We start from the raw sequence: 22,272 nt of genomic DNA on the forward strand, positions 1-22,272 counted from the left end.
ATCATATTTTCCCGGATCGACGCGATCCGGCTAGAGATCCTGCCCCCGGGTAAGTAGAATAACTGCCCCTTGATTGATCCCTTATGTTCCAGGAGTTCTGATGAGCGCTATGCTTTGGCAGCAGTGTCTTAACCGGCTACAAGATGAATTGCCTTCTGCGGAATTCAGTATGTGGATCCGGCCGCTGCAGGCGGAGCTGGGCGACAACACTCTGACCCTGTTTGCTCCCAACCGTTTTGTACTCGACTGGGTTCGGGATAAGTACCTGATCCGGATCAACGGCCTGCTTGGCGAATTTTGCGGCAGCAACTGCCCGCAGCTGAAATTTGAGGTGGGCAACAAGCGGGCTCAGGTCAACCTGGTGGCCAACAACAAGCCCCAGGCCAAGGTGCTGGCAGCCCCTTCCTGGATAGAGCAGGCCGAGGACAAGCCGCAGATCAATCATAAGAGCAATATGAATCCTAACTATACCTTCGACAATTTCGTCGAGGGTAAGTCGAACCAGCTGGCCCGGGCCGCGGCCCGCCAGGTGGCGGACAACCCGGGCGGGGCTTACAACCCGCTGTTCCTCTATGGCGGCACCGGCCTGGGCAAGACGCACCTGCTGCATGCGGTGGGCAACGGTATCCGTGCCCGCAAGGCGGATGCCAAGGTCATCTATATGCACTCCGAGCGCTTTGTGCAGGATATGGTCAAGGCGCTGCAGAACAATGCCATCGAGGAATTCAAGCGCTACTACCGCAGCGTGGACGCCCTGCTGATCGACGATATCCAGTTCTTCGCCAACAAGGAGCGTTCCCAGGAGGAGTTTTTCCACACCTTTAACGCCCTGCTCGAAGGCAACCAGCAGATCATCCTGACCTCGGATCGCTATCCCAAGGAAATCGACGGGGTGGAAGATCGGCTCAAGTCCCGCTTCGGCTGGGGCCTGACGGTGGCGATAGAGCCGCCAGAGCTGGAAACCCGGGTGGCGATCCTGATGCGCAAGGCCGCCGAGAACAACATGCATTTGCCGGACGAGGTGGCTTTTTTTATCGCCAAGCGGTTGCGCTCCAACGTACGTGAGCTGGAAGGGGCCCTGAACCGGGTGATCGCCAACGCCAATTTTACCGGCCGGGCCATCAATATCGACTTCGTGCGTGAAGCGCTGCGCGACCTGCTGGCGCTGCAGGAAAAGCTGGTGACCATAGACAATATCCAGAAGACGGTGGCCGAGTACTACAAGATCAAGGTAGCGGATCTGCTCTCCAAGCGGCGCTCCCGTTCGGTGGCCCGGCCACGCCAGCTGGCCATGGCCCTGGCCAAAGAGTTGACCAATCACTCCCTGCCGGAGATCGGCGATGCCTTCGGTGGCCGGGATCACACCACGGTGTTGCACGCCTGCCGAAAAATCGGCCAGCTGCGTGAAGAGAGTCATGATATAAAGGAAGATTATTCCAATCTTATCCGTACCCTGTCTTCCTGAACCGGAGAACCCCATGCAGTTTACCATCAGCCGCGAAGCGATCCTGCGTCCCCTGCAATTGGTATCCAGTGCCCTGGGGGGCCGCCCCAGCCTGCCGATCCTCAACAACATACTGCTGAGTGTGAGTGATGACTCACTGTCGATGACCGGTACCGATACCGAGGTGGAAATGGTGGCGATGGTGGCCCTGAACGAGCCGGTGACCGCCGGACGCACCACGGTACCGGCGCGCAAGATGCTGGATATCTGCCGGGGCCTGCCCGACGGCGCCGAGCTGACCTTCACCCTGGAAGGGGAGCGGCTGCTGCTGCGCTCCGGGCGCAGCCGGTTCAATCTTTCTACTCTGCCGGCGGAAGACTTCCCCAATATCGAGGAATGGAACTCCGAGCTGGAGTTTGACATCAACCAGCAGGCCCTGAAAAAGCTGATCGAATCCACCCAGTTTTCCATGGCCATCCAGGATGTGCGCTATTACCTCAACGGCATGCTGTTCGAAACCGAAGGTCAGTGGCTGCGAACCGTGGCCACCGACGGCCATCGCCTGGCTACCTGCCAGCGTCAGTTGCTGGCGCAGGAGTTGCCGGCTCAGCAGGTGATAGTGCCGCGCAAGGGGGTACTGGAGCTGGTCAAGCTGCTGGAGCATGAAGACCAGGATGTACGGCTGCAGATCGGCAAGAGCAACCTCCGGGCGGTGACCCCCGGCTTTATCTTCACCTCCAAGCTGGTGGATGGCCGTTTCCCCGACTACCGCCGGGTGCTGCCGCGGGAATGCGACAAGACCCTGATCTGTGGCCGGGAAGAGTTGAAGCAAGCCTTTTCCCGGGCGGCCATTCTGTCCAACGAGAAGTTTCGCGGCGTGCGGCTGAACATGCAGGAGCAACTGCTCAAGATCACCGCCAACAACCCGGAACAGGAAGAGGCGGAAGAGGTACTGGACGTGGACTACCAGGGCAGTGAGCTGGAGATCGGCTTCAACGTTTCCTATGTGCTGGACGTCCTCGGCACCCTCAAGTCCGACAAGGTCAAGCTCAGCCTGAAAGACGCCAGCAGCAGTGGTCTGATTGAAGCGGAAGACAACGGGGACGCACTTTACGTGGTGATGCCGATGCGGCTCTGAGCATGGCCCTGCTTAATTTACAGCTCAAGGATTTTCGCAATATCCGTCATGCCCGCCTGGTGCCTGCCGCCGGCATCAACCTGCTGGTTGGTCCCAACGGCAGTGGCAAGACCAGTGTTCTGGAAGCCATTCATTATCTGGGGTTTGGGCGTTCCTTTCGCACCCACCTTACCGGTCGGGTGATCCAGCAGGGGGAACAGGCCTTTACTCTGTTCGCCCGACTGCATCGGGATGACGACAGTCTGCCCGTGGGCCTGAGCAAAACCCGCTCCGGCGATACCCGCCTGAAGGTAGCCGGCCGGGTGGCGGAGCGGCTGGCCGACCTGGCGCACATTCTGCCCATTCAGTTGATCCACCCGGAAGGGTATAATCTGTTGACCGGCGGGCCCAAGTTGCGACGGGCCTACCTGGATTGGGGCCTGTTCTATTGCAACCAGGACTTCTTCGCCGCCTGGGGACGTTTTCGCCGGTTGCTCAAGCAGCGCAACGCCCTGCTGCGCCAGCAGCGGCCCTATCGGGAACTGAGCTATTGGGACCCACAGCTGGTAGCGGTGGGCGAGGAACTGAGTCGCTTCCGGCAGCACTACGCCGATGCCATCTCACCGGTGATCAAGGAAATAGCGGCAGATTTTCTGCCGGAGTACGACTTTTCCTTCGATTTTTTCCGGGGGTGGGATCGGCAGGCCGAGCTGGCCCGGGTGCTGGAACAGGGCTATGAGCGGGATCTGGGGCTGGGGTATACCCAGTCCGGCCCCCATAAGGCCGAGATCCGCATCAAGACCAGGGGGATGCCGGTACAGGACTTGTTGTCGCGCGGCCAGTTAAAATTGCTGGTGTGCGCCATGCGCCTGGCCCAGGGACTCTACTTGAAAACAGAGTCCGGGCAGGACTGCATTTTTTTGATAGATGACTTTGCGTCTGAGCTGGATGAACAAAAGCGCGGATTGCTGGCCGCCCGGTTGAATGCACTGGGGGCCCAGGTATTTATTTCCGCCATCGATGTGGCCCAGCTCAGTCAGATGATCACACGGGATAACAGTAAGCTGTTTCACGTGAAACAGGGTGAAATCACCGAAACCCAGGAGTGCGAGTAAGCCAATGAGTGAACACACTTACGACTCTTCGAGTATTAAGGTATTAAAAGGTCTGGATGCGGTCCGGAAACGTCCGGGCATGTATATCGGCGACACAGACGATGGCACTGGTCTGCACCATATGGTGTTCGAGGTGGTGGATAACTCGATTGACGAAGCCCTTGCCGGGCATTGCAAGGACATCGTCGTTACCATCCATGCGGATGGCTCTGTTTCCGTGTCCGACGATGGTCGGGGGATTCCGGTCGACATTCACGAAGAAGAAGGCCGGTCGGCGGCGGAAGTTATCCTCACCGTATTGCACGCCGGCGGCAAGTTCGACGACAACTCCTACAAGGTCTCCGGCGGTCTGCACGGGGTGGGGGTCTCGGTGGTGAATGCCCTGTCCGAGAAGCTGCAGCTGACCGTCTGGCGCAGTGGCAAGGTCCATGAGCAGAGCTACCGTCACGGCGAGCCCCAGGCACCCCTGGTGGCGGTAGGGGAAACCACCAAATCCGGTACCCTGATCCGGTTTTGGCCCAGCCATGAAACCTTTACCGACACCGACTTCCATTACGATATTCTGGCCAAGCGGCTGCGGGAATTGTCGTTCCTGAACTCTGGCGTCTCTATCCGGCTACTGGACGAGCGTGACAACAAGGAAGCCCACTTCCAGTATGAAGGCGGCATCCAGGCGTTCGTGGAATACCTCAATCGCAACAAGACGCCGATCCATCCCAAGGCATTCCACTTTGCCACCGAACGGGAAGACGGTATCGCGGTGGAGGTGTCGATGCAGTGGAACGACTCCTACCAGGAGAATATCTTCTGCTTTACCAACAATATCCCCCAGCGTGATGGTGGTACTCACCTGGCCGGTTTCCGTGCCGCCCTGACCCGTACCCTGAACACCTTTATGGACAAGGAAGGCTACAGCAAGAAAGCCAAGACCTCCGCCTCCGGTGACGATGCCCGGGAAGGCCTGACCGCGGTGATTTCGGTCAAGGTGCCGGATCCCAAGTTTTCCTCCCAGACCAAGGACAAGCTGGTCTCTTCCGAGGTAAAAACGGCGGTGGAACAGACCATGGCCGAGCGGCTGAGCGAGTTCCTGCTGGAGAATCCGAGCGATGCCAAGATAGTGGTCAACAAGATCATCGACGCGGCCCGGGCCCGGGAAGCGGCGCGCAAGGCGCGGGAAATGACCCGCCGCAAGGGGGCCCTGGATTTGGCCGGCCTGCCCGGCAAGCTGGCCGATTGCCAGGAGAAGGATCCGGCCCTGTCCGAACTCTACATAGTGGAGGGTGACTCGGCGGGTGGTTCCGCCAAGCAGGGGCGTAACCGCAAGTATCAGGCGATATTGCCGCTCAAGGGCAAGATCCTGAACGTGGAGAAGGCGCGTTTCGACAAGATGCTATCATCCCAGGAGGTGGCCACCCTGATCACGGCCCTGGGCTGCGGTATCGGCCGGGACGAGTACAATCCGGACAAGATGCGCTACCACCATATCATCATCATGACCGATGCGGACGTGGACGGTGCCCACATCCGTACCCTGCTACTCACTTTCTTCTATCGGCAGATGCCGGAGATCATCGAGCGGGGTTACGTCTATATCGCCCAGCCACCGCTGTACAAGGTGAAGAAGGGCAAGCAAGAGCAGTATCTGAAGGACGAGCCGGCCATGCTGCAGTTCCAGACCAGCCTGGCGCTGGATGGCGCCGCCCTGTACGTCAACGAGTCGGCCCCGGCCATCGCCGGCGATCAGCTGGAAAAGCTGGTCAACGACTACCGCAAGGTGCAGGAGCTGATCGTGCGCTTGTCCCGTCGGGCGCCCGAAGTGGTGCTCAATGAGCTGATCTACCAGCCCGAACTGAGCCTGGAGGCGCTGACCGACGAAGCTCAGGTACAGGCCTGGGTAGCGGCCATCAACCAGTCGCTGGAGAACAACAACACCAACGGTACCCAGTACCTGCTGGACTACCGCTTCTTCGAGGAGCGGCACTGTTATCTGCCCCAGGTGAAGGTACGTCAGCACGGCATAGAGCGGGAATTCCCGATCAGCTACGACTTCTTCGCTTCAGGCGAATACCGCAGCATAGTGGCACTGGGCAAGGGTATCGCCAGCCTGATCGAGGAAGGCGGCTATGTGAAGCGGGGTGAGAAAACCAAGCAGGTGGACAGTTTCGCCGAAGGCCTGGAATGGTTGATGAACGAGAGCAAGCGCGGCCTCTATGTGCAGCGTTACAAGGGGCTGGGCGAAATGAACCCGGATCAGCTGTGGGAAACCACCATGGACCCGGGCACCCGTCGCATGCTGCGCGTGACCATCGAGGACGCCGTGGCCGCCGATCAGCTGTTTTCCACCCTGATGGGCGACCACGTGGAGCCTCGTCGCGAGTTTATCGAGACCAATGCCCTCAAGGTGGCCAACCTGGATATCTGAGCGCGGTATTCTCGCCACCATGGTGGCTGCACCACGCACAGGGAGCCTACGGGCTCCCTTTTTTTCGCTGCGATCGGCGATCCATCACATGGCCGCCCGCCGTGCTTTCAGCGTGGCCAACAGCAGGGCTCCGGCGGCTGAGCACAGCAGGACCAGACCCAGGTGCTGGAGCCGGGCGGCCGCGACCAGGCCCAGGCCGAGCTGCAAGTAATAGAGCAGTCCCAGCAGGGCGCCGGCGGTTCCCGCCCTGTCTTGGTAGGCTGCCAGGGCGGTGGCCAGAATGTTGGGAATGGCGAGGGCATAGGCCAGCACCACCAGCAGCATGGGCAGGAGGAACCCCCGCTGCGAGGCCATGGCCGCTACGCCCACGCTACCGAGCAGGGCAAGCACTGCCGCCAGCAATACCAGCCGATGACTGTGCCAGCCACGACCTAGCAGTCGCCGGCTCAGTTGGGAGCCGAGCACAACAGCCACCGACAGCACTAGCCCGCTGTAGCCGAACAAGGTGGTTGACCAGCCCAGGCGCTCAAACTCGAACGGGGCGAGCTGGTAGTAGCTGAACAGACACAGGTTGAACAGGGCGATCAAAAGAGCGTCTCGCCATATGCCCCTGTCCCTGGCCATGGTACAGAGGGTAGGCCACAGCGGAGCTATGGCGGCGGAGTCGGGCCGGCTTTCGGGCAAGGTAAGAGAGCTCCAGAGGAGAAGGGCCATGGCGAGCACGGCCAGTCCGGCAAAGACGCCCTGGTGGCCGAAGTGGGTTACCAGAATGACGCCGCTGCCGATCCCGATGGCGGGGCCGACTCCGAGGGCGACGCCGATAACGGCAAATGCCGAGGCCAGCTCGGCACCATGATAGCTGTCCCGCAGCATGGTCTGCGTTCCTATCGATCCTACGGCGGCACCGAAGGCCGCCAATATCCTGGCGGCCAGCAATATGCCGAAGTCCGGGCTCAGCAGTGCCATCAGCGAGGCGGCGGCATAAACCGACAGGCCGGCCAGCATGGTCGGACGTCGACCTAGCCGATCGCACAGCCGTCCCCACACCACGACACCGAGCGCAAATGCCAGGAAATAGAGCGAGAGTGTCTGCGCCGCCTGCTCGGCCGTCACCGAGAAAGCGCGTGAAATGCCGGGCAGGGCCGGGCTGTATATGGTTTCCGCAACCTGGGGAAACATCATCAGGCTGGTTGCCAGTGGCAGGGTTAATTTTTTTGTCATCTTCATCACCTCGTGGTGCCTGTGGGATGACGGTCATGCTAGTGCCTGGATGAAAGCGTTATTACAATAATAAGAGCATAAAATATATGAAATAGGACAATTATGGCCTGGCTTAATGCGGATGACGACTTCAATCCGGAGCGGATCGGTCAGCCGGTCGTGGGTGTCGCCGCCGAGATGGGGCGCCACGACTCCGGCGTGCACCGGCATGACATGGGGCAACTGCTGTTCGCCCAGGGCGGTTGTATCGCCATTACCCTGGCCGATCGGCTGTGCATGCTGCCGCCCACCCGGCTCGCCTGGATACCGCCGCGGACCTGGCACCGGGCGGAGATGAGGGCGGCGGTCGACTATCGTTCCGTCTACCTGGATGCCGCCCTGTGCCAAGGCCTGTCGGCGGAGGTCGAGGTGCTGGAAGTGGCACCACTGTTGCGCGAAATCCTGGAACGAATGGCGCTGGCGGATTTCGATTGTGACTGGCGCCGGGGGCCTGCCATCCACTGGCTGGCGGTGTGCCTGGATGAACTGCACGTGGCACGGCGGGAGCCAACCCTGCTGCCATTGCCGGCGGACAGCCGCTTGCGTTGTCTGAACCTGCATGAACTGCCGCCGCCGCTGGGCGCACTGGCGGTCCGGGTAGGGGCCAGCGAAAAGACCATCAGCCGGATTTTCCGGCGAGATACCGGGCTCAGCTACCAGCAATGGCGGCAGCAGTGGCGTCTGCTCAAGGCCATCGAACTGCTGGCCAGCCGGGCGCGGACGTCCGTGGTGGCCAGCGCACTCGATTTTGCCAGTGACAGCGCCTTTGTGGCCTTCTTCCGACAGATGACCGGTGTGTCCCCGCGAGTTTATATGAAGGTTCCTCGACAAAGTCGAGATCTGAACGAATCCTTTTAGTGCTATTGTTAAGTCGTATCATGGTCAAGGGTAAAGGCTCGGCGCAGGCTTGTGGCCGGATACAGGGTTTGTACAGGGATATGTTCCGGAAAAGGGCGTTCGGGCGAACAATGATGTTAAAATAACCACGTTATGTATATGATATGCGCGTTTATAACCAAGTGGCTAATACCTGCCCTGTTGCCCTATGTATCGGTACGGGCCGGTGCTGCAGATATCGGGTTTGAGTCAAGATGGTACTCGACCGTAATAACCAAATATAAAGAGCACTAATGGCGGGATTATTCTCCATAGGTATCCGGGGTTTGCTGGATGAACTGCTGTTTATGCAGGCGCCCGGTTTATACTGGCTTAATGTCGATCGCCAGTATGACGCCATGCTGTTGAGCCGGCAGGCAATAGGCGCCCAGGCGGATCATGCCAAGGTGGCGCTGCTGTGTGCCGGCGGCAGAGCGCTGGATGTGGCCGATGGCCTGGGCGAAGGCGGCCCCTCGCGATTGCCCCTGTTTTCACTGCCGGACAGCGAGGCCGCCATCGTATCGCTGACCGAAGACCTGATGCGTACGCTCAAGCCGCGTGGCTATCTGCTCATACTGTTGACACCGCTTTCTCTCTGGCAGCGCTTGTCCGAGCCCCTGTTGCGGAGATGGTTGACCGATACCCATGGCTGGCTGGCGCAACAAGGCTGCACCCTGATGGTCATCGCTCATGGTGCCGGCGGTACTGCACTGCATACTGCCTTGTTGTCTCGGCACCGGACCCTGTACGGATTAGGGCGATTGCACTCGTTACAGGACAGCTGCCTTTATCAGGTGGACTTCTGGTGCAATCAGGCCGGTGTCAGTGCGCGCCAGCAGATGAAATTGACCAGAGCACGGGAAGAGGGCTGGCGGGTCGTGCCGGACAGCCCCCAGCAGCCGCAACCCCGGAATGACGAGCATCAGGTTCTGGCCGAACTGGCGGCGTTGGAAGATATGCCGGCCCCGACGGAATTGTGGCGTCTTTTTGATGGTGCCGATGCGCTCTGCGACGAAGGGCTGAAGGCCCGGACCGCCACCCTGGTGTTCGTGCTGGAGCGCGGCAGCGCTATCGAAGCCCTGGCCCAGCGCATTCACCGGCTGCGTCAGCAGCGCGGCAACGGCCTCAAACTGGTGGTGCGGGAGCTGAGTGCCTGCCTGCGCCGAATAGACGAGCGCCTGCTGCTGACCTGTGGCGCCAACCTGGTGGTACCGCATCACGCCCCTCTGTCTCGTTTCCTGACCTTGCTGGACAGTATTCAGGGCCAGGTCTTTGCCCGTCATCTACCGGCCGATATCGGCACCCTGATAGACTCGATGCGCCCTCTTCGGTTGAAAGGGGTGGTCAGTCTGGAGCGCTTTCAGGGCGCCCTGCATGACCTGATGGCCAATCCATTGCTGCCGGAAGACGGCAAGGGGCTCCTGGTGTCGTTGTGTCCCGTAGCCGGTATCAGGCCCGGACAGGTGCTTACCCTCTGCCGTATGCAGCGTGACGGTGATTTAGCGACCGTCGTGGGTGATCGGGTGTTCCTTTTCCTGTTTGCCTGCGCGATTAACGAGCTGGAGCTGACCCTTGGCCGTATTTTCCGGTTGTCTGCCGCCGAGCTGTTCAGTCACCGGGTGGTGTGGCATCAGGATCGCCATGTGCTGGAACAGTTGCAGGGATTGAACTCCCGGCCAGGATCAACCGGGGGCTGGGCGGTTCATACCGACGCCGGTTCCCTGGCGGAGACGGCGGAGACCCTGTCCCATCCCCCCAGGATCAGGCCCGAGCCCAGTGCCATCCGGTTGCCGGTATTCAGAAAGGAGGAAAACGCATGATGCCCGTTGGAGACATCGTCTCCCTGTTCATTCTGCTGGCGGTCGTCCTGCTGCCTCTGGGATATTTCCTGCGAGGCTGGTGGCCGCGGCGTTGGCGGCAATGGCGCCAGCACTTTCTTGCACCGCGCTACCTGAAATGGGAAGGAACCAGGCAGCGCCCCACTACCACTACTTCACGTTCTGCACATGACCCAAAAAACTAATACGATACCGGCCGCCGTGGCGCCTGCCGGCTCCTGGAGATACTGGCGCGGCCTGGGGGGGTGGAACTACTACTTCCTGCTGAAATTCGGGTTGCTGTGGTATGGCTACCTCAATTTCAATGCCCTGGCCAACCTCGCATTCATGGCCTATCTGTTGCTCCCGATCCCGAATATCAGGCTGCACCGGCTGCGTCATTGGATTGGCCTGCCCATTGCTATCGGGCTCTTTTACCATGACACCTGGCTGCCGGGCCTGAACAGCATCCTTAGCCAGGGAGGCCAGCTGGCGAGCTTCAGTGGCGACTATCTGCTGGAGTTGTTGCAGCGTTTCATCAACTGGAAGATGGTGGGCGCGGCTTTTATCCTGTGGGTGGCCTATCTGTTTTTCTCCCTGTGGCTGCGGATTACCACCCTGACCGTGATTATGCTGGTTTGGCTCAACCTGGGGGCCGTCTCCGGCCCGGTCGGCGGACTTTCGCCCGTGGTCGAGCGGACCACGGCGGTACCGGCACCCGGCGTAAAAAATGAGCATCAGGATGAGGGGGAAGCCGGCGCACCGGCAACCAGCCAGAACCTCAGGGCGTACCTGAACGCGTTCTATGAGCGGGAGCAGGGGCGGCAGACGGCGTTTCCGTCCACCCTGGCCACGGATGCCCAGCCCTTCGATATTCTGTTGCTCAATATCTGCTCCCTGTCCTGGTCGGATCTGGAGATGTCCGGTCTGGACGACCATCCGCTCTGGCGCCACTTCGATGTGATGTTCACGAATTTCAACTCGGCGACGTCTTACAGCGGCCCCGCCGGGATCCGGCTGCTCCGGGCCAGTTGCGGCCAGTCTCCCCAGAAAGATCTTTATCAACCGGTCGACCCGCGTTGTTACCTGTTCGATAACCTGGCCCAGCTGGGGTTTGATTCCCGGCTGATGATGGATCATACCGGCAACTTCGGAAACTATCTGGTTGATTTGCGCCGCCACGGTAATCTGGAGGCGGCCCTGATGCCGCAGCAGGGAATTGGGCACCAGTTGGTCGCCTTCGATGGCGAGCCCATTCTCAATGATCAACAGCTGCTGCGACGCTGGCTGGAGCAGCGGCAGTCCGACACCGAGCCCCGCAGTGCCACCTTCTTCAACCTTATCCCCCTGCATGATGGCAATCGCTGGGTGGGGGAGCGTCGGCCGGCTTCGTTCCAGTCGCGGGCGGAGTTGCTGCTCGAGCAACTGGACGCTTTCCTCGAGGAACTGGAACAGTCGGGGCGGCAGGTCATGGTGCTCTTCGTGCCCGAACATGGCGCTGCCCTGGGGGGAGACCGAATCCAGCTGGCCGGGTTGCGCGATATTCCCAACCCCAGAGTGACCCGGGTGCCGGTGGGGATCAAATTGATCGGCATGCAGCGTCCTTACCAGGGACCCAGGATCGAGGTCAGTGAACCGACCAGCTACCTGGCCATTTCCGAGTTGCTGGCCCGAATGGTCGATGGCAGGGCTTTTGGCGAAGAGGGGGTCGATTGGCAGGCACTGCTTCGGGATCTGCCACGGACGGCGCTGGTTTCGGATACGGAAAACGCCGTCGTCATCGAGTATCAGGGGAACGACTATGTCAGCCTGAGCGGTGGTGACTGGATGCCTTATCCACGTTGATGCCGGTGGGCTTTCTCGGCTTCTTGTTGAGTTGCATGGGGTGATATGAACCAGAAAGACAATGGCTATGAGCGCGAACTCTATTGGTCCGGGCATCTGCAGGATGATGTCGATGAATTGGGCCAGGTGATTTCGTTGTCGGCCCTGAATTACCAGGACATCATCCAGCACCAGCGGCTGGCGGCCATTCATGACCGCTGGCCCCTGCTGCGCGAGCTGGGTGCGGCGGGGGAGGACGACTCATGCCGGTAGTCGCCCTGCAGGGCCTCCGTGGCGGTGTGGGGACCACGTCCCTATCGGCGGGGTTGGCCTGGGCATTGCGGCAGTTGGGTGAATCCGTATTGGTGGTGGAATTTTCGCCGGCCAACCAGTTGGGCCTGCACTTCAATGCGCCGGTTTCGTCCTCCACAGGATGGGCCCAGGCGGAACTGGATGGCCTGCCGTGGCATGATCAGGCGCTGCGTTATACCGAGGGGCTGGATTTTCTGCCCTTCGGCCGCCTTTCTGTCGCCGAGCGTGGCCGTTGGCTTGCTCATCACCAGCAGCATCCCGATCGCTGGCCGGAATACTTGAGGCAGCTGAGTGGTAGTGGCGCCTATCGCTGGATCCTTATGGATGTGGCGGCCGACGAGCATGTTTGCACCGCCCATTGGCTTGAGGCCGCCGATGCGCATTTATGCGTGCTCACCGCCGATGCCAACAGCCATGTGCGGTTGCATCAGCAACTGCTGTCTCCGCAGGCCAGGCTGCTGCTGAACCAGTTTTCGGTGGAGAGCCGGTTGCAACAGGATTTGCATCAGTTCTGGCGACAGACCCATGCCGGCATGCTGCCGCTGCTTATCCACCATGACGAGGCGGTCGCCGAAGCCCTCGCCGCCAAGCAGCCTGTAGGGGAATACAGCAACGGCAGCCTGGCCGCCGACGAAATCAATACCCTGGCCAGCTGGTGCCTGGTACATGTGGCCGGGGGGAGGCGATGAACTGGCTGCTGGGAGTACTGTCTTCGCAGGCGCAATTGAGCCTTGTCCTGCGTTATCGCGGCTATCGTGAACGAGGCAGTTCGAGCGTTGCGGCGCTATTGTGCTGCGGTTGGGGGGTACTGGCGTGGCTCTTTCTGCGGCTGGAGTCGCCCTGGTGGCAGCGAGTACGGGCGCATCGGAACTACTGGTTTCCCCATATCTCTCCCGAGCGGCCCAGGATCGGGGACAGCCTGCGCTATTTGTTGCAGAGCCTGTGGTTGCTGCTGGTCTACCCGGTGCGGGCGGGAGTACCCGAGGCCGTGGCCCGGGTGGCGACGGCCCTGCGCCGCTGGCGCGCGCAAGCACGTTTCCCGGTCCCGGCCGAGGAGCGCCGAGGAGAAAAGGTCAGGCGGCCGCCTCCCGGCCTGAGCCGTGCCTCCTGCGTCGTGCTTGGGATCTGCGCGCTGTTGCTGGCGTTGCTTTCTGTTTCCCAGCCGTTCGATCTGCAGGCCCAGGTGGTGTTCGTGCTTATCCTGTGGGCCATCGCGATGGTGGTCCGCCGGTTGCCCGGGCGCTTTGCCGTGCTGATGATGATAGTGCTGTCGCTGACCATCTCCTGCCGCTATTTGTGGTGGCGCTACTCTTCCACCCTGAACTGGAACGATCCGCTCAGCCTGACCTTCGGCCTGCTGTTGCTGGCGGCGGAGACCTACTCCTGGCTGATGCTGGTGCTGGGATACTTCCAGTCCGTCTGGCCCCTTAACCGGCGGCCGGTGCCCCTGATGGGCAAGCCGGCAGACTGGCCGACGGTGGATATCCTGATCCCCACTTATAACGAGCCGCTTAGTGTGGTCAAGCCGACCCTGTACGGCGCCCTGGGCATAGACTGGCCCCGGGACAAACTCAACATTTATTTGCTCGACGATGGCAACAGAGCCGAGTTCAGGGAATTCGCCGCCGAGGCGGGAGTGCATTACATCGCACGGCCGACCCATGAGCATGCCAAGGCCGGCAATATCAATTACGCGTTGCGGCAGGCGAAAGGGGAGTTTGTGGCCATCTTCGACTGTGACCATTTGCCCACCCGCACCTTCCTGCAACTGACTATGGGCTGGTTTCAGAAAGACAGCAAACTGGCCATGTTGCAGACGCCCCACTATTTTTTCTCACCGGACCCCTTCGAACGCAACCTCAAGCAGTTTGGCCAGACGCCAAACGAAGGCGCACTCTTCTACGGGGTGCTGCAGGACGGCAACGACATGTGGGACGCCAGCTTTTTCTGTGGTTCCTGTGCCATCATCCGCCGCAGCGCCCTGGATGACGTGGGCGGCGTGGCGGTCGAGACCGTCACCGAGGACGCCCACACTTCATTGCGCCTGCATCGGAAAGGCTACACCTCCGCCTATATCCGTATTCCCCTGGCGGCGGGCCTGGCCACGGAAAGCCTGTCGGCACACATCGGGCAGCGTATCCGCTGGGCGAGGGGCATGGTGCAGATCTTCCGGCTCGATAATCCGTTGCTGGGAAGAGGTCTCAAGTGGCCACAGCGCCTCTGTTATGCCAGTGCCATGCTGCATTTCCTGTCCGGTATTCCACGGCTGATTTTCCTGACGGCGCCGCTGGCTTTTCTGCTGTTGCATGCCTACATCATCTACGCGCCGGCGGTGATGATCCTGATCTATGTGTTGCCGTACATGGTGCATGCCAGCATCACCAATTCCCGGATCCAGGGCAAGTATCGTTATTCGTTCTGGAGCGAGATCTACGAGAGCGTGCTGGCCTGGTACATCGCCCGACCCACCACGGTGGCCCTGCTCAATCCGCACAAAGGCAAATTCAACGTGACGGCCAAGGGCGGTCTTGTTGATGAGACCCATGTGGATTGGACCATCAGCCGGCCCTACATCATCTTGATATTGCTCAACCTGGCCGGCCTGCTGGCGGGATTCTGGCGGCTGTGGCACGGCCCTGCCGACGAAATCCCCACCGTACTGCTGAGTCAGGGTTGGGTTATTTTCAACATGCTGATACTGGGCGGGGCCATCGCCGTGGCCATTGAACACAAGCAGGTTCGTCAGACCCACAGGGTCAGCGTGGCCATTCCTGTTGCACTCAAGCGGCAGGACGGGCATCTGTTCCCCTGTATCCTGCGTGACTACTCGGATGGCGGTGCCGGGCTGGAGGTTCGGCAGGATGGACTGGTCCAGGTAGGGGACAGGATTACCCTGCTGCTCAGGCGTGGCCAGTTGGAGTATCCCTTCGCCGCGACCGTGGTGCGCAGCGCCGGTACCAATATCGGCTTGCAAATGGATCCGATGTCGAGGGAGCAGCACATCGACTTTATCCAGTGCACTTTCGCCCGGGCCGATACCTGGGTCCGCAGCCAGCGCGGTTTTACCCGTGACAAGCCCCTGGCCAGCCTGGGAGGCATTCTGTCGCTGGGATGGCGCGGTTTTCACAGCCTGGGCTCCCATTTGCCGGCAATGGTACGCCTGCTGTTGGGTACCGTGGGGCGGCTGGTAGCCTGGCTGTGGTCCTTCCTGCCGGTACCGCCGGACGGGGAAAAACGGCGGCTATCCGGTCCGCATACTGTTTTGGCTCAACCATGATGATGACCTTATGAAAAAAATAATCGTTTTATGTGCCCTGGTGGTATGGGGGAGTGGGGGAAGTGTTGCGGCTGAAACGGATGGCCTGCCCGATCCGCCGGAGGCCGCTTCTGCACGGCCGTCGCCGGCCCCCTTCCATGACGTTGAATTGCCTTTTGCCCAGATGATGGTGAAGCCGGGATCGATGCAGCTGCGCGGAAGCAGTCCCGAGGGCCAGGTTGAGTTCGGCGTGCGTAGTGACGAAGTGGTATCCCGGGCCGTACTGGACCTGGCGTTCACTCCCTCGTCGGCTCTCATTCCGAATGAGTCTCAGGTGAAGGTGTACCTGAACGATGAGATGATGGGCATGATCCCGCTCTCGGCCGAACAAATGGGCAGGAGGAGCCGGGTGCAGATCCCGCTGGACCCCCGTTATATCAGTGATTTCAACCGACTGAAGCTGGACTTCGTCGGCCATTACCAGCATATCTGCGAAAATCCCGCCAGTACCACCTTGTGGCTGGACGTGGCCAGCGACAGCCATCTGACGTTGCGCCATCAGAAATTGCCGGTGAAGAACGAGTTATCCTATTTTCCCGAACCGTTCTATGACAGCCGCGATCACCGCCCGCTGACCCTGCCGGTGGTCTTTTCCGGCCAGCCGGGGCTGACCCAGCAAAGGGCCGCGGGCATGCTGGCCTCCTGGTTTGGCACCCAGGCCCAGTGGCGCGGGCAGGATTTTCCGGTCTTGTTCAATCGGCTGCCCGAACGCCATGGTATCGTCTTTGCTACTAACGTCAGCAGGCCCGATTTTCTGCGGGATTACCCCGAGGTCGAAGGGCCAACCCTGGAAATGATCAGCAGCCCGGAGGATCCCTATGTGAAGCTGCTGCTGATACTGGGCCGGGATGACGAGGATCTGGTGACGGCGGTGCGCGGATTGGCGCAGGGGAGCCTGCTGTTGCGGGGCCAGAGTGTGGCTGTGGGCGGAGTCACGCCCCTGGAGCCGAGGCAGCCCTATGATGCCCCCAACTGGATTCGCACCGACAGGCCGGTGTCCTTTGCCGAGTTGCAGACCTATGCCGAGCAGTTGCAGTCAACCGGCCTGGATCCGCTGCCCATTGCCCTGACCATGAATCTGCCGCCCGATCTGTTCCGGGCCCGGGAACGGGGCGTGAAAATGCAACTGAGGTATCGCTACAGCGCGCCCAGGACCGCGGACGGCTCCCGCCTGACCGTGAACCTGAATAACCAGTTTCTGCGATCCTACCAACTGCGCCCGGAGCAGCAACGGGGGGAGCAGTTCCTGCAGTTGCTGTTGTCCCAGGACTCGGGGGCCGGTGCTCGTATGACCATCCCCAAGCTCCGCCTTGGCTCCAGCAATGAACTGCGGTTCGAATTCGATTACGCCAACCCCATTATCGGCGGCTCGCCCGATCGCTGCGAGAGTCACAGGACGATTCCCAACAAGGTCATCATCGATGGGGATTCAACCGTTGATTTCTCCGGCTATCGCCATTTCATGGCCATGCCGGATCTGGGGGCCTTCGCCCAATCCGGTTTTCCGTTCAGCCGTATGGCCGATCTGTCGCAGACCATGGTGCTGGTCGAGCGGGACGCCGGAGCGGCGGCGTTGCAGACCCTGCTCAACGTACTGGGGAGGATCGGTGCCCACACCGGTTACCCGGGACTGGCGGTTCGGCTGAGCGATGACTGGCAGGCGGTGAGGGGGCAGGATCTGGATGTGCTCGTAGTGGGGCGCGTCCCCGACGACCTGGCTGGCGATCGCAATGTGCACTTGCTGCTTGAACAGGCCCAGAGCCGGATGGCGATGCCGGCCCGGCAGATAGCGCAGGCGGGGTTGATCCCGGCGGCGGTGGATCGCCGGCCGGAAACCGAGGTCAGCATGGCATCGGACGGGGTGCTGGCGGCCATGATCGGTTTCCAGTCACCCTTTCACAAACAGCGCAGTGTGGTGGCGCTGCTGGCCGATTCCGACCGCGGCCATCAGCTGCTGAACGGCGCCCTGCTCGACGGCGGCAGGCGCGACGAAATTGGCGGCTCCGTGACCACGGTACGGGAAGCGGGCGTCCATCATGTACGGGTGGGGGATATCTATCATGTGGGCTACCTGCCCTGGTGGGAACGGCTCTGGTTTGTGCTGTCGCCTCATCCCGTCGTGCTGGCCGTGCTGGCGGCACTGAGCGTGCTGCTGATGGGGGTGGTACTGTGGCGGGGACTGCATGCCTTGAGCCGGCGCCGGCTGTCACCGGATAACGAGGGGTAAGCATGTCCAGGCTGGGCATGATGCTGATAGGACTGCTGCTGGCCCCGCTGGCCTGGGCCGGCTGCGACTGGCCCGAATGGCATGGGTTCAAGGAGGCTTATATCGGTCCTGAGGGACGGGTAATCGATCCTGTCGACGGGCGGGACATCACCACCTCGGAAGGGCAGAGCTATGGCATGTTCTTTGCGCTGGTGGCCGATGACAGGGAGGCTTTCGAACGGCTGCTGCGATGGACGGAGGAAAACCTGGCGGAAGGGGATCTCACCGCCCGGCTGCCCGCCTGGCTGTGGGGCAGGGACGAGCAGCGGCAATGGTCGGTGCTGGATGACAATTCCGCTTCCGATTCCGACCTGTGGATTGCCTACGCCTTGCTGGAGGCGGGGCGATTGTGGCAGATCCGCAAGTACAGGGTGCTGGGAACTTTGCTGCTGCAACGCATCGCCCGTGAAGAGGTCATGGACATCCCCGGCCTGGGGATGATGCTGTTGCCGGGTCGGATCGGCTTTGCCAAGGAGTCTCACTGGACATTGAACCCGAGCTACCTGCCTCCCCAACTGCTGGCGCGCTTCGCCGAGCTGGAAGGCCCCTGGCGGGAAATGCGAGGCAACAACCTTCGTCTCTGGCTGGAAAGCGCGCCCCGGGGTCTGGTGCCCGACTGGATCAGCTGGCACGGTTCCCGGGGCTGGCAGCCGGCGGAAACCTCGGGCAGCCGCGGCAGCTATGACGCCATCAGGAGCTACCTGTGGGCCGGAATGCTGGCGGGCGGCGATCCCGATCGAGTCCGTCTGCTGGAACACCTGCAACCCATGGTCGAACTGACCACGGATGCCGGCCCGCCGGAACGGGTGGATGCCCAGACCGGAGAGGCCGTCGGTCGCGGGCCGGTCGGCTTTTCCGCCGCCCTGCTGCCGATGTTGCAAAACGGCGCCCTGGCCGATGCCCAGCGCCGGCGGTTGGCGACGAACCCTCCGGGAGACCAGGCCTACTATGATTCGGTGCTGACCCTGTTCGGCCTGGGATGGGATCAGCGACGCTATCGTTTCGATGAGGCAGGGAAACTGCTGCCCGAGTGGGATCAATCATGCGCAATAAATCACTAAGCTGGCTCGGCTTGTCGGTAGCCCTGGCACTGGCGACGCCGGTCGCGGCGCAAGTCGCCCCCGAGCCCTGGCTGTTGGAGCAGATCCGCCTGGGAGAGTCGTTGCACCGGGATGACCTGGTGCAGGAGTCCTTGCATCGCCTGGCATTGATAGCACCGGACCACCCGCAACTGATGATGTCCCGGTTGCGACTGTCCCTGCGGCAGGAAAACCCCGCCGAGGCCAGACTGCAATTTGAACGCCTGGCCCGGCTGGCACCCGACTCCGATGCCTACCTGCAGGCCAAGCTGGCGATGTACCTGCTGACCGAGTCGGGCAGCAGGCAATTGCAGCAGGCGAGACTGCTGGCGGCGGGGGGCCGGCTGGAGGACGCCCGTCAGGCCTACCAGGCCCTGTTTGCCGAGGGGCAGCCCGGCCTGGAGCTGGCGGTGGAATACTGGACCCTGGTCGCCCGCATCTCCGGGCAGCAAGCCCTGGCTATTGCCCGGTTGCAGGAGCTGGAGAGCCACTATCCTGGCGATGCCGCCGTACGGCTCAACCTGGCCCGGTTGTTGCTCAATGCCGGCCAGTTCCGGCAGGGCTTTTCCCTGTTGCAGGACATGACGAAAGAATCCCTGACCCGCAACCAGGCTGCCGAGTTCTGGCTTGAGCGGATCAGGGCGTTGCCGGTCGGGGAGGCCAGTGTTGCCCAGCTGCGGCATTTTCTGGACAGCGTCGGTGGGGAGCTGGCCGTGCCGGCCCGGGAACTGCTCGAGCAGCAGCAAACATTGCTGGCGGATCCCGTGTTTCAGGCCAGGCTTCGCGGCCTGGCCCTGGTGGCACAGGGCGACGGCGAGGGGGCGGCACGCTGGCTGCGGCGAGCGCTGGCAGCCCACCCGGGCGATGCCCAGTTGTTGGGGGCCCTGGGTCAGGCCTATGGGCAGCAGGGTGACAGGGACAGAGCCATCACCTTGCTGGAGCAGGCCGTGCGGGCGGACCCGGACAGTGGCGAGCGGAGCAAGTGGCTGAGCCTGCTCCAGACCCATCGTTACTGGAAGCTTATCCAGCAGGGAAACCAGGCTATCGAGGCGCAGGCGTTCGACGAAGCGGAGCAGCTGTTCCGGCGAGCGAGCCGGCAGGACAGCAACGACAGCTACGCCTGGGTGGGTCTGGGAGAGGTGGCGCTTGCCCGGCGGGAAGACGGAGAAGCCGAGCGCCATTTCCAGCAGGCCTTGCAGAAGGAGCCGGCCAACAGCAGCGCAATAAGGGGTCTCGTCACCCTCTACAGCCGGCGATCGCCAGAGCGGGCCAGCTTGTATCTGGAGCAACTGACGGTTCGGCAACGGCAGAGTTTGGGAGATGAATGGGGCCGGCTGCGGGCGTCGCTGTTGCAACAGCAGGCGGAGGCATTGGCGCAGCGCCAGGAATGGCAAGCCGCGGCCGGGTTGCTGGAGCAGGCTCGGCCACTGGTGCCCGACGATGTCTGGCTGCATTACCGCCTGGCGCAATACCTGCTGCAGGCGGGAGAGTCCGAACGGGCGGATGCGGTCATGGCCGAACAGGCCCGGCGCCGTCCCGACGATGTGCAGCAGGTCTATGCCCATGCCCTGTACCTGTCTTCCCGCGGTCGGGACGAGCAGGCGCTCGCGCACCTGACCCGGTTGCCTGCGGCGCACTGGAGCAGCGACATGACCGAGCTGGCGCAGCGGCTTGAACTGGAACGGAGGCTGGCCCAGGCTCGGGCCTTGCGTGAGCAGGGGAACGAGCGTGAGGCCATCGATTTTCTGCTCGGCCAGCCGGCTGCCACCCGGATCGATCTTGTCCTGGCCGACTGGGCTCTGGAGCGGGGAGAAGCCGATGCTGCCCTTGATGGTTTCCGCAAGGTGCTGGCGTCCGAGCCCGGGCTGGTCGATGCCCGACTCGGTGAGATTGAAGCGCTGCTCGCGTTACGCCGTCGCCACGAAGCGAAGTCGGCGCTGCAGAGCCTGAGCGGACAACAAGAACTGTCGTTGAACGAGACACGTCGTATCGCCAATGCCTGGGCCGGGATGGGGGAATCCGACGAGGCGGCAGACTGGTTCCGGCGTGCCGCGCCGCTCGCCCATGAACAGGCGCCTTCCATGGAAAGCGCCTGGTTGCTGCGAGACAAGGCCAGGTTTTCACGGCAACAAGGTCGATCGCCGCAGGCGCTCGACGACTATGCCCGGGCCATGTCGGCGGCGGGGCTGGCGGCACCCGCGGACAACGAGGCCTTTACCCGGGCGACCCGAGAACAGCCGGAGGATGACTGGCTGTTACGCAGCATTCGCTCCGATGCGGCGGACCTGTATCGCCATATGGACACGACCATCACCTTCAACCAGGAATATTGGGGTTCAAGTGGTACCGGTGGTTATTCCGATCTGGGCGCCCATACCAGCATGCTGGAACTGGCTACCCCTGTGTCCGGCGGGCGTGCCTTCTTCCGTACCGATATGGTGCATATGGATGCCGGTCGCTTCGAGGGAGATACCTACAACGAAACCTTCGGGACCTGCCGGGAGGCGGGGTGTAGCGGCGACCATCACCAGACCGCTACCGGGGCCAGCGTCGCCCTGGGCTGGGAAGGAGAGCGCTGGCGGGGGGATCTGGGTACGACGCCGCTCGGTTTCGAGGTGGTGGACTGGGTCGGCGGCCTCGACTACAGCGGAGACTGGCGACAACTGGGCTGGACCCTTACCGCGTCCCGCCGGCCGCTGTCGAACTCCCTGCTGGCCTTTGCCGGTACCCGTGATCCCAATACCGGCCTGGTCTGGGGCGGGGTGCGCGCCACCGGCCTCAATCTGTCCCTCAGCTACGATCAGGGCGGCGCCCACGGGGTATGGGGCAACCTGGGCTCGGCCGCACTGACCGGAGAGCATGTCGAGGACAACCACCGATTCCAGCTGATGGGGGGCTACTACTACAAGCTCGTTAACGAGGCTCACCGGCGGGTCAGCGTGGGGGTGAACAGCATGTGGTGGCAGTATCGGAAGGATCTCAGCGGTTACTCCCTCGGACAGGGTGGTTATTACAGCCCTCAACAATATCTGTCGATGGGCGTGCCGGTGAGCTACCGGGAGCGCACCGACAACTGGTCGTGGGAGCTGGGCGGTTCGGTCTCGATGTCCCGTTCCACTACCGACGACCAGGCTCGATACCCCTTGTCCGGCCTGGTGCCCGATGATCTGCCGGATCGCAATGCCATCGGCCTTGGCGGCAGCAGCAATGGCTTCGGCTATACCCTGCGGGCACTGGTGGAGCGCCGGCTCGACTCGCACTGGAGCATCGGCGGCGGCTTCAGCATTCAGCAGGCGAGAGACTACACCCCCAGCAACGGACTGCTTTATCTGCGTTATTCGTTCGGGGGCTGGCAGGGCAACCTGGATATGCCGCCCCTGCCGCTGACGCCTTACGCCGAGTTCAGGTAGAGCGCCATGCTGTT

Annotated in this window: 15 protein-coding genes; 14 read left to right on the top strand and 1 reads right to left on the bottom strand. The window is 61.8% G+C overall.

Annotated elements, in window-relative coordinates; translation table 11 throughout:
• Positions 1–100 precede the first annotated feature (100 nt).
• The 4 genes from dnaA to gyrB are packed head-to-tail and all read left to right on the top strand — an operon-like array spanning position 101 to position 6,098.
• Positions 101–1,465 carry a chromosomal replication initiator protein DnaA gene (dnaA, locus tag ACEVBK_RS00005; protein ID WP_375056606.1) on the top strand — a complete coding sequence of 455 codons (1,365 nt, stop codon included), beginning with the start codon at positions 101–103 and terminating at the stop codon, positions 1,463–1,465.
• Between the two features lie 13 nt (positions 1,466–1,478).
• Entirely contained in the window at positions 1,479–2,582 is a 1,104-nt protein-coding gene (gene dnaN / locus ACEVBK_RS00010; RefSeq protein ID WP_375056607.1) for a DNA polymerase III subunit beta, read from the top strand.
• A gap of 2 nt (positions 2,583–2,584) precedes the next feature.
• Positions 2,585–3,676: a DNA replication/repair protein RecF gene (gene recF, locus ACEVBK_RS00015; RefSeq protein WP_375056608.1), complete on the top strand. Its 1,092-nt coding sequence runs from the start codon at positions 2,585–2,587 to the stop codon at positions 3,674–3,676.
• Between the two features lie 4 nt (positions 3,677–3,680).
• On the top strand, positions 3,681–6,098 hold the full coding sequence (gyrB, locus tag ACEVBK_RS00020) for a DNA topoisomerase (ATP-hydrolyzing) subunit B (protein WP_375056609.1): 2,418 nt from the start codon (positions 3,681–3,683) through the stop codon (positions 6,096–6,098).
• Positions 6,099–6,182: 84 nt separating this feature from the next.
• Here the strand turns inward: gyrB and ACEVBK_RS00025 are convergent, their stop codons facing one another.
• A complete protein-coding gene (locus ACEVBK_RS00025; RefSeq protein ID WP_375056610.1) occupies positions 6,183–7,319 on the bottom strand; it encodes a Bcr/CflA family efflux MFS transporter in 1,137 nt (378 codons plus the stop codon).
• Positions 7,320–7,421: 102 nt separating this feature from the next.
• Here ACEVBK_RS00025 and ACEVBK_RS00030 point away from each other — a divergent pair, with 102 nt between their 5' ends.
• From ACEVBK_RS00030 to bcsC, 10 genes are all read left to right on the top strand, one after another.
• Entirely contained in the window at positions 7,422–8,216 is a 795-nt protein-coding gene (locus ACEVBK_RS00030; protein WP_375056611.1) for a helix-turn-helix transcriptional regulator, read from the top strand.
• Positions 8,217–8,488: 272 nt separating this feature from the next.
• The gene (gene bcsE / locus ACEVBK_RS00035) at positions 8,489–10,054 is read left to right on the top strand and encodes a cellulose biosynthesis protein BcsE (protein ID WP_375056612.1); all 1,566 of its coding nucleotides are present in this window, start codon (positions 8,489–8,491) and stop codon (positions 10,052–10,054) included.
• On the top strand, positions 10,054–10,257 hold the full coding sequence (bcsF, locus tag ACEVBK_RS00040) for a cellulose biosynthesis protein BcsF (RefSeq protein WP_375058615.1): 204 nt from the start codon (positions 10,054–10,056) through the stop codon (positions 10,255–10,257). Before bcsE ends, bcsF begins: the two co-directional genes overlap by 1 nt.
• The gene (gene bcsG, locus ACEVBK_RS00045) at positions 10,241–11,896 is read left to right on the top strand and encodes a cellulose biosynthesis protein BcsG (protein WP_375056613.1); all 1,656 of its coding nucleotides are present in this window, start codon (positions 10,241–10,243) and stop codon (positions 11,894–11,896) included. Before bcsF ends, bcsG begins: the two co-directional genes overlap by 17 nt.
• 45 nt (positions 11,897–11,941) lie before the next feature.
• On the top strand, positions 11,942–12,148 hold the full coding sequence (gene bcsR, locus ACEVBK_RS00050) for a cellulose biosynthesis protein BcsR (RefSeq protein ID WP_375056614.1): 207 nt from the start codon (positions 11,942–11,944) through the stop codon (positions 12,146–12,148).
• Complete coding sequence (gene bcsQ, locus ACEVBK_RS00055; protein ID WP_375056615.1) at positions 12,139–12,876, top strand: cellulose biosynthesis protein BcsQ; 738 nt, start codon at positions 12,139–12,141, stop codon at positions 12,874–12,876. Before bcsR ends, bcsQ begins: the two co-directional genes overlap by 10 nt.
• A complete protein-coding gene (bcsA, locus tag ACEVBK_RS00060) occupies positions 12,873–15,464 on the top strand; it encodes a UDP-forming cellulose synthase catalytic subunit (RefSeq protein WP_375056616.1) in 2,592 nt (863 codons plus the stop codon). The genes bcsQ and bcsA overlap by 4 nt, the downstream gene beginning before the upstream one ends.
• Before the next feature lie 10 nt (positions 15,465–15,474).
• Entirely contained in the window at positions 15,475–17,730 is a 2,256-nt protein-coding gene (bcsB, locus tag ACEVBK_RS00065; protein ID WP_375056617.1) for a cellulose biosynthesis cyclic di-GMP-binding regulatory protein BcsB, read from the top strand.
• A 2-nt stretch (positions 17,731–17,732) separates the two neighbouring features.
• The gene (gene bcsZ / locus ACEVBK_RS00070) at positions 17,733–18,830 is read left to right on the top strand and encodes a cellulose synthase complex periplasmic endoglucanase BcsZ (RefSeq protein ID WP_375056618.1); all 1,098 of its coding nucleotides are present in this window, start codon (positions 17,733–17,735) and stop codon (positions 18,828–18,830) included.
• Positions 18,812–22,258, top strand: coding sequence for a cellulose synthase complex outer membrane protein BcsC (bcsC, locus tag ACEVBK_RS00075; RefSeq protein WP_375056619.1), 3,447 nt, complete (start codon positions 18,812–18,814; stop codon positions 22,256–22,258). Before bcsZ ends, bcsC begins: the two co-directional genes overlap by 19 nt.
• The last annotated feature ends 14 nt before the right edge of the window (positions 22,259–22,272 follow it).

Origin of the sequence: Zobellella sp. DQSA1 (assembly GCF_041950555.1) — a bacterium.
Taxonomy (GTDB): Bacteria; Pseudomonadota; Gammaproteobacteria; order Enterobacterales; family Aeromonadaceae; genus Oceanimonas.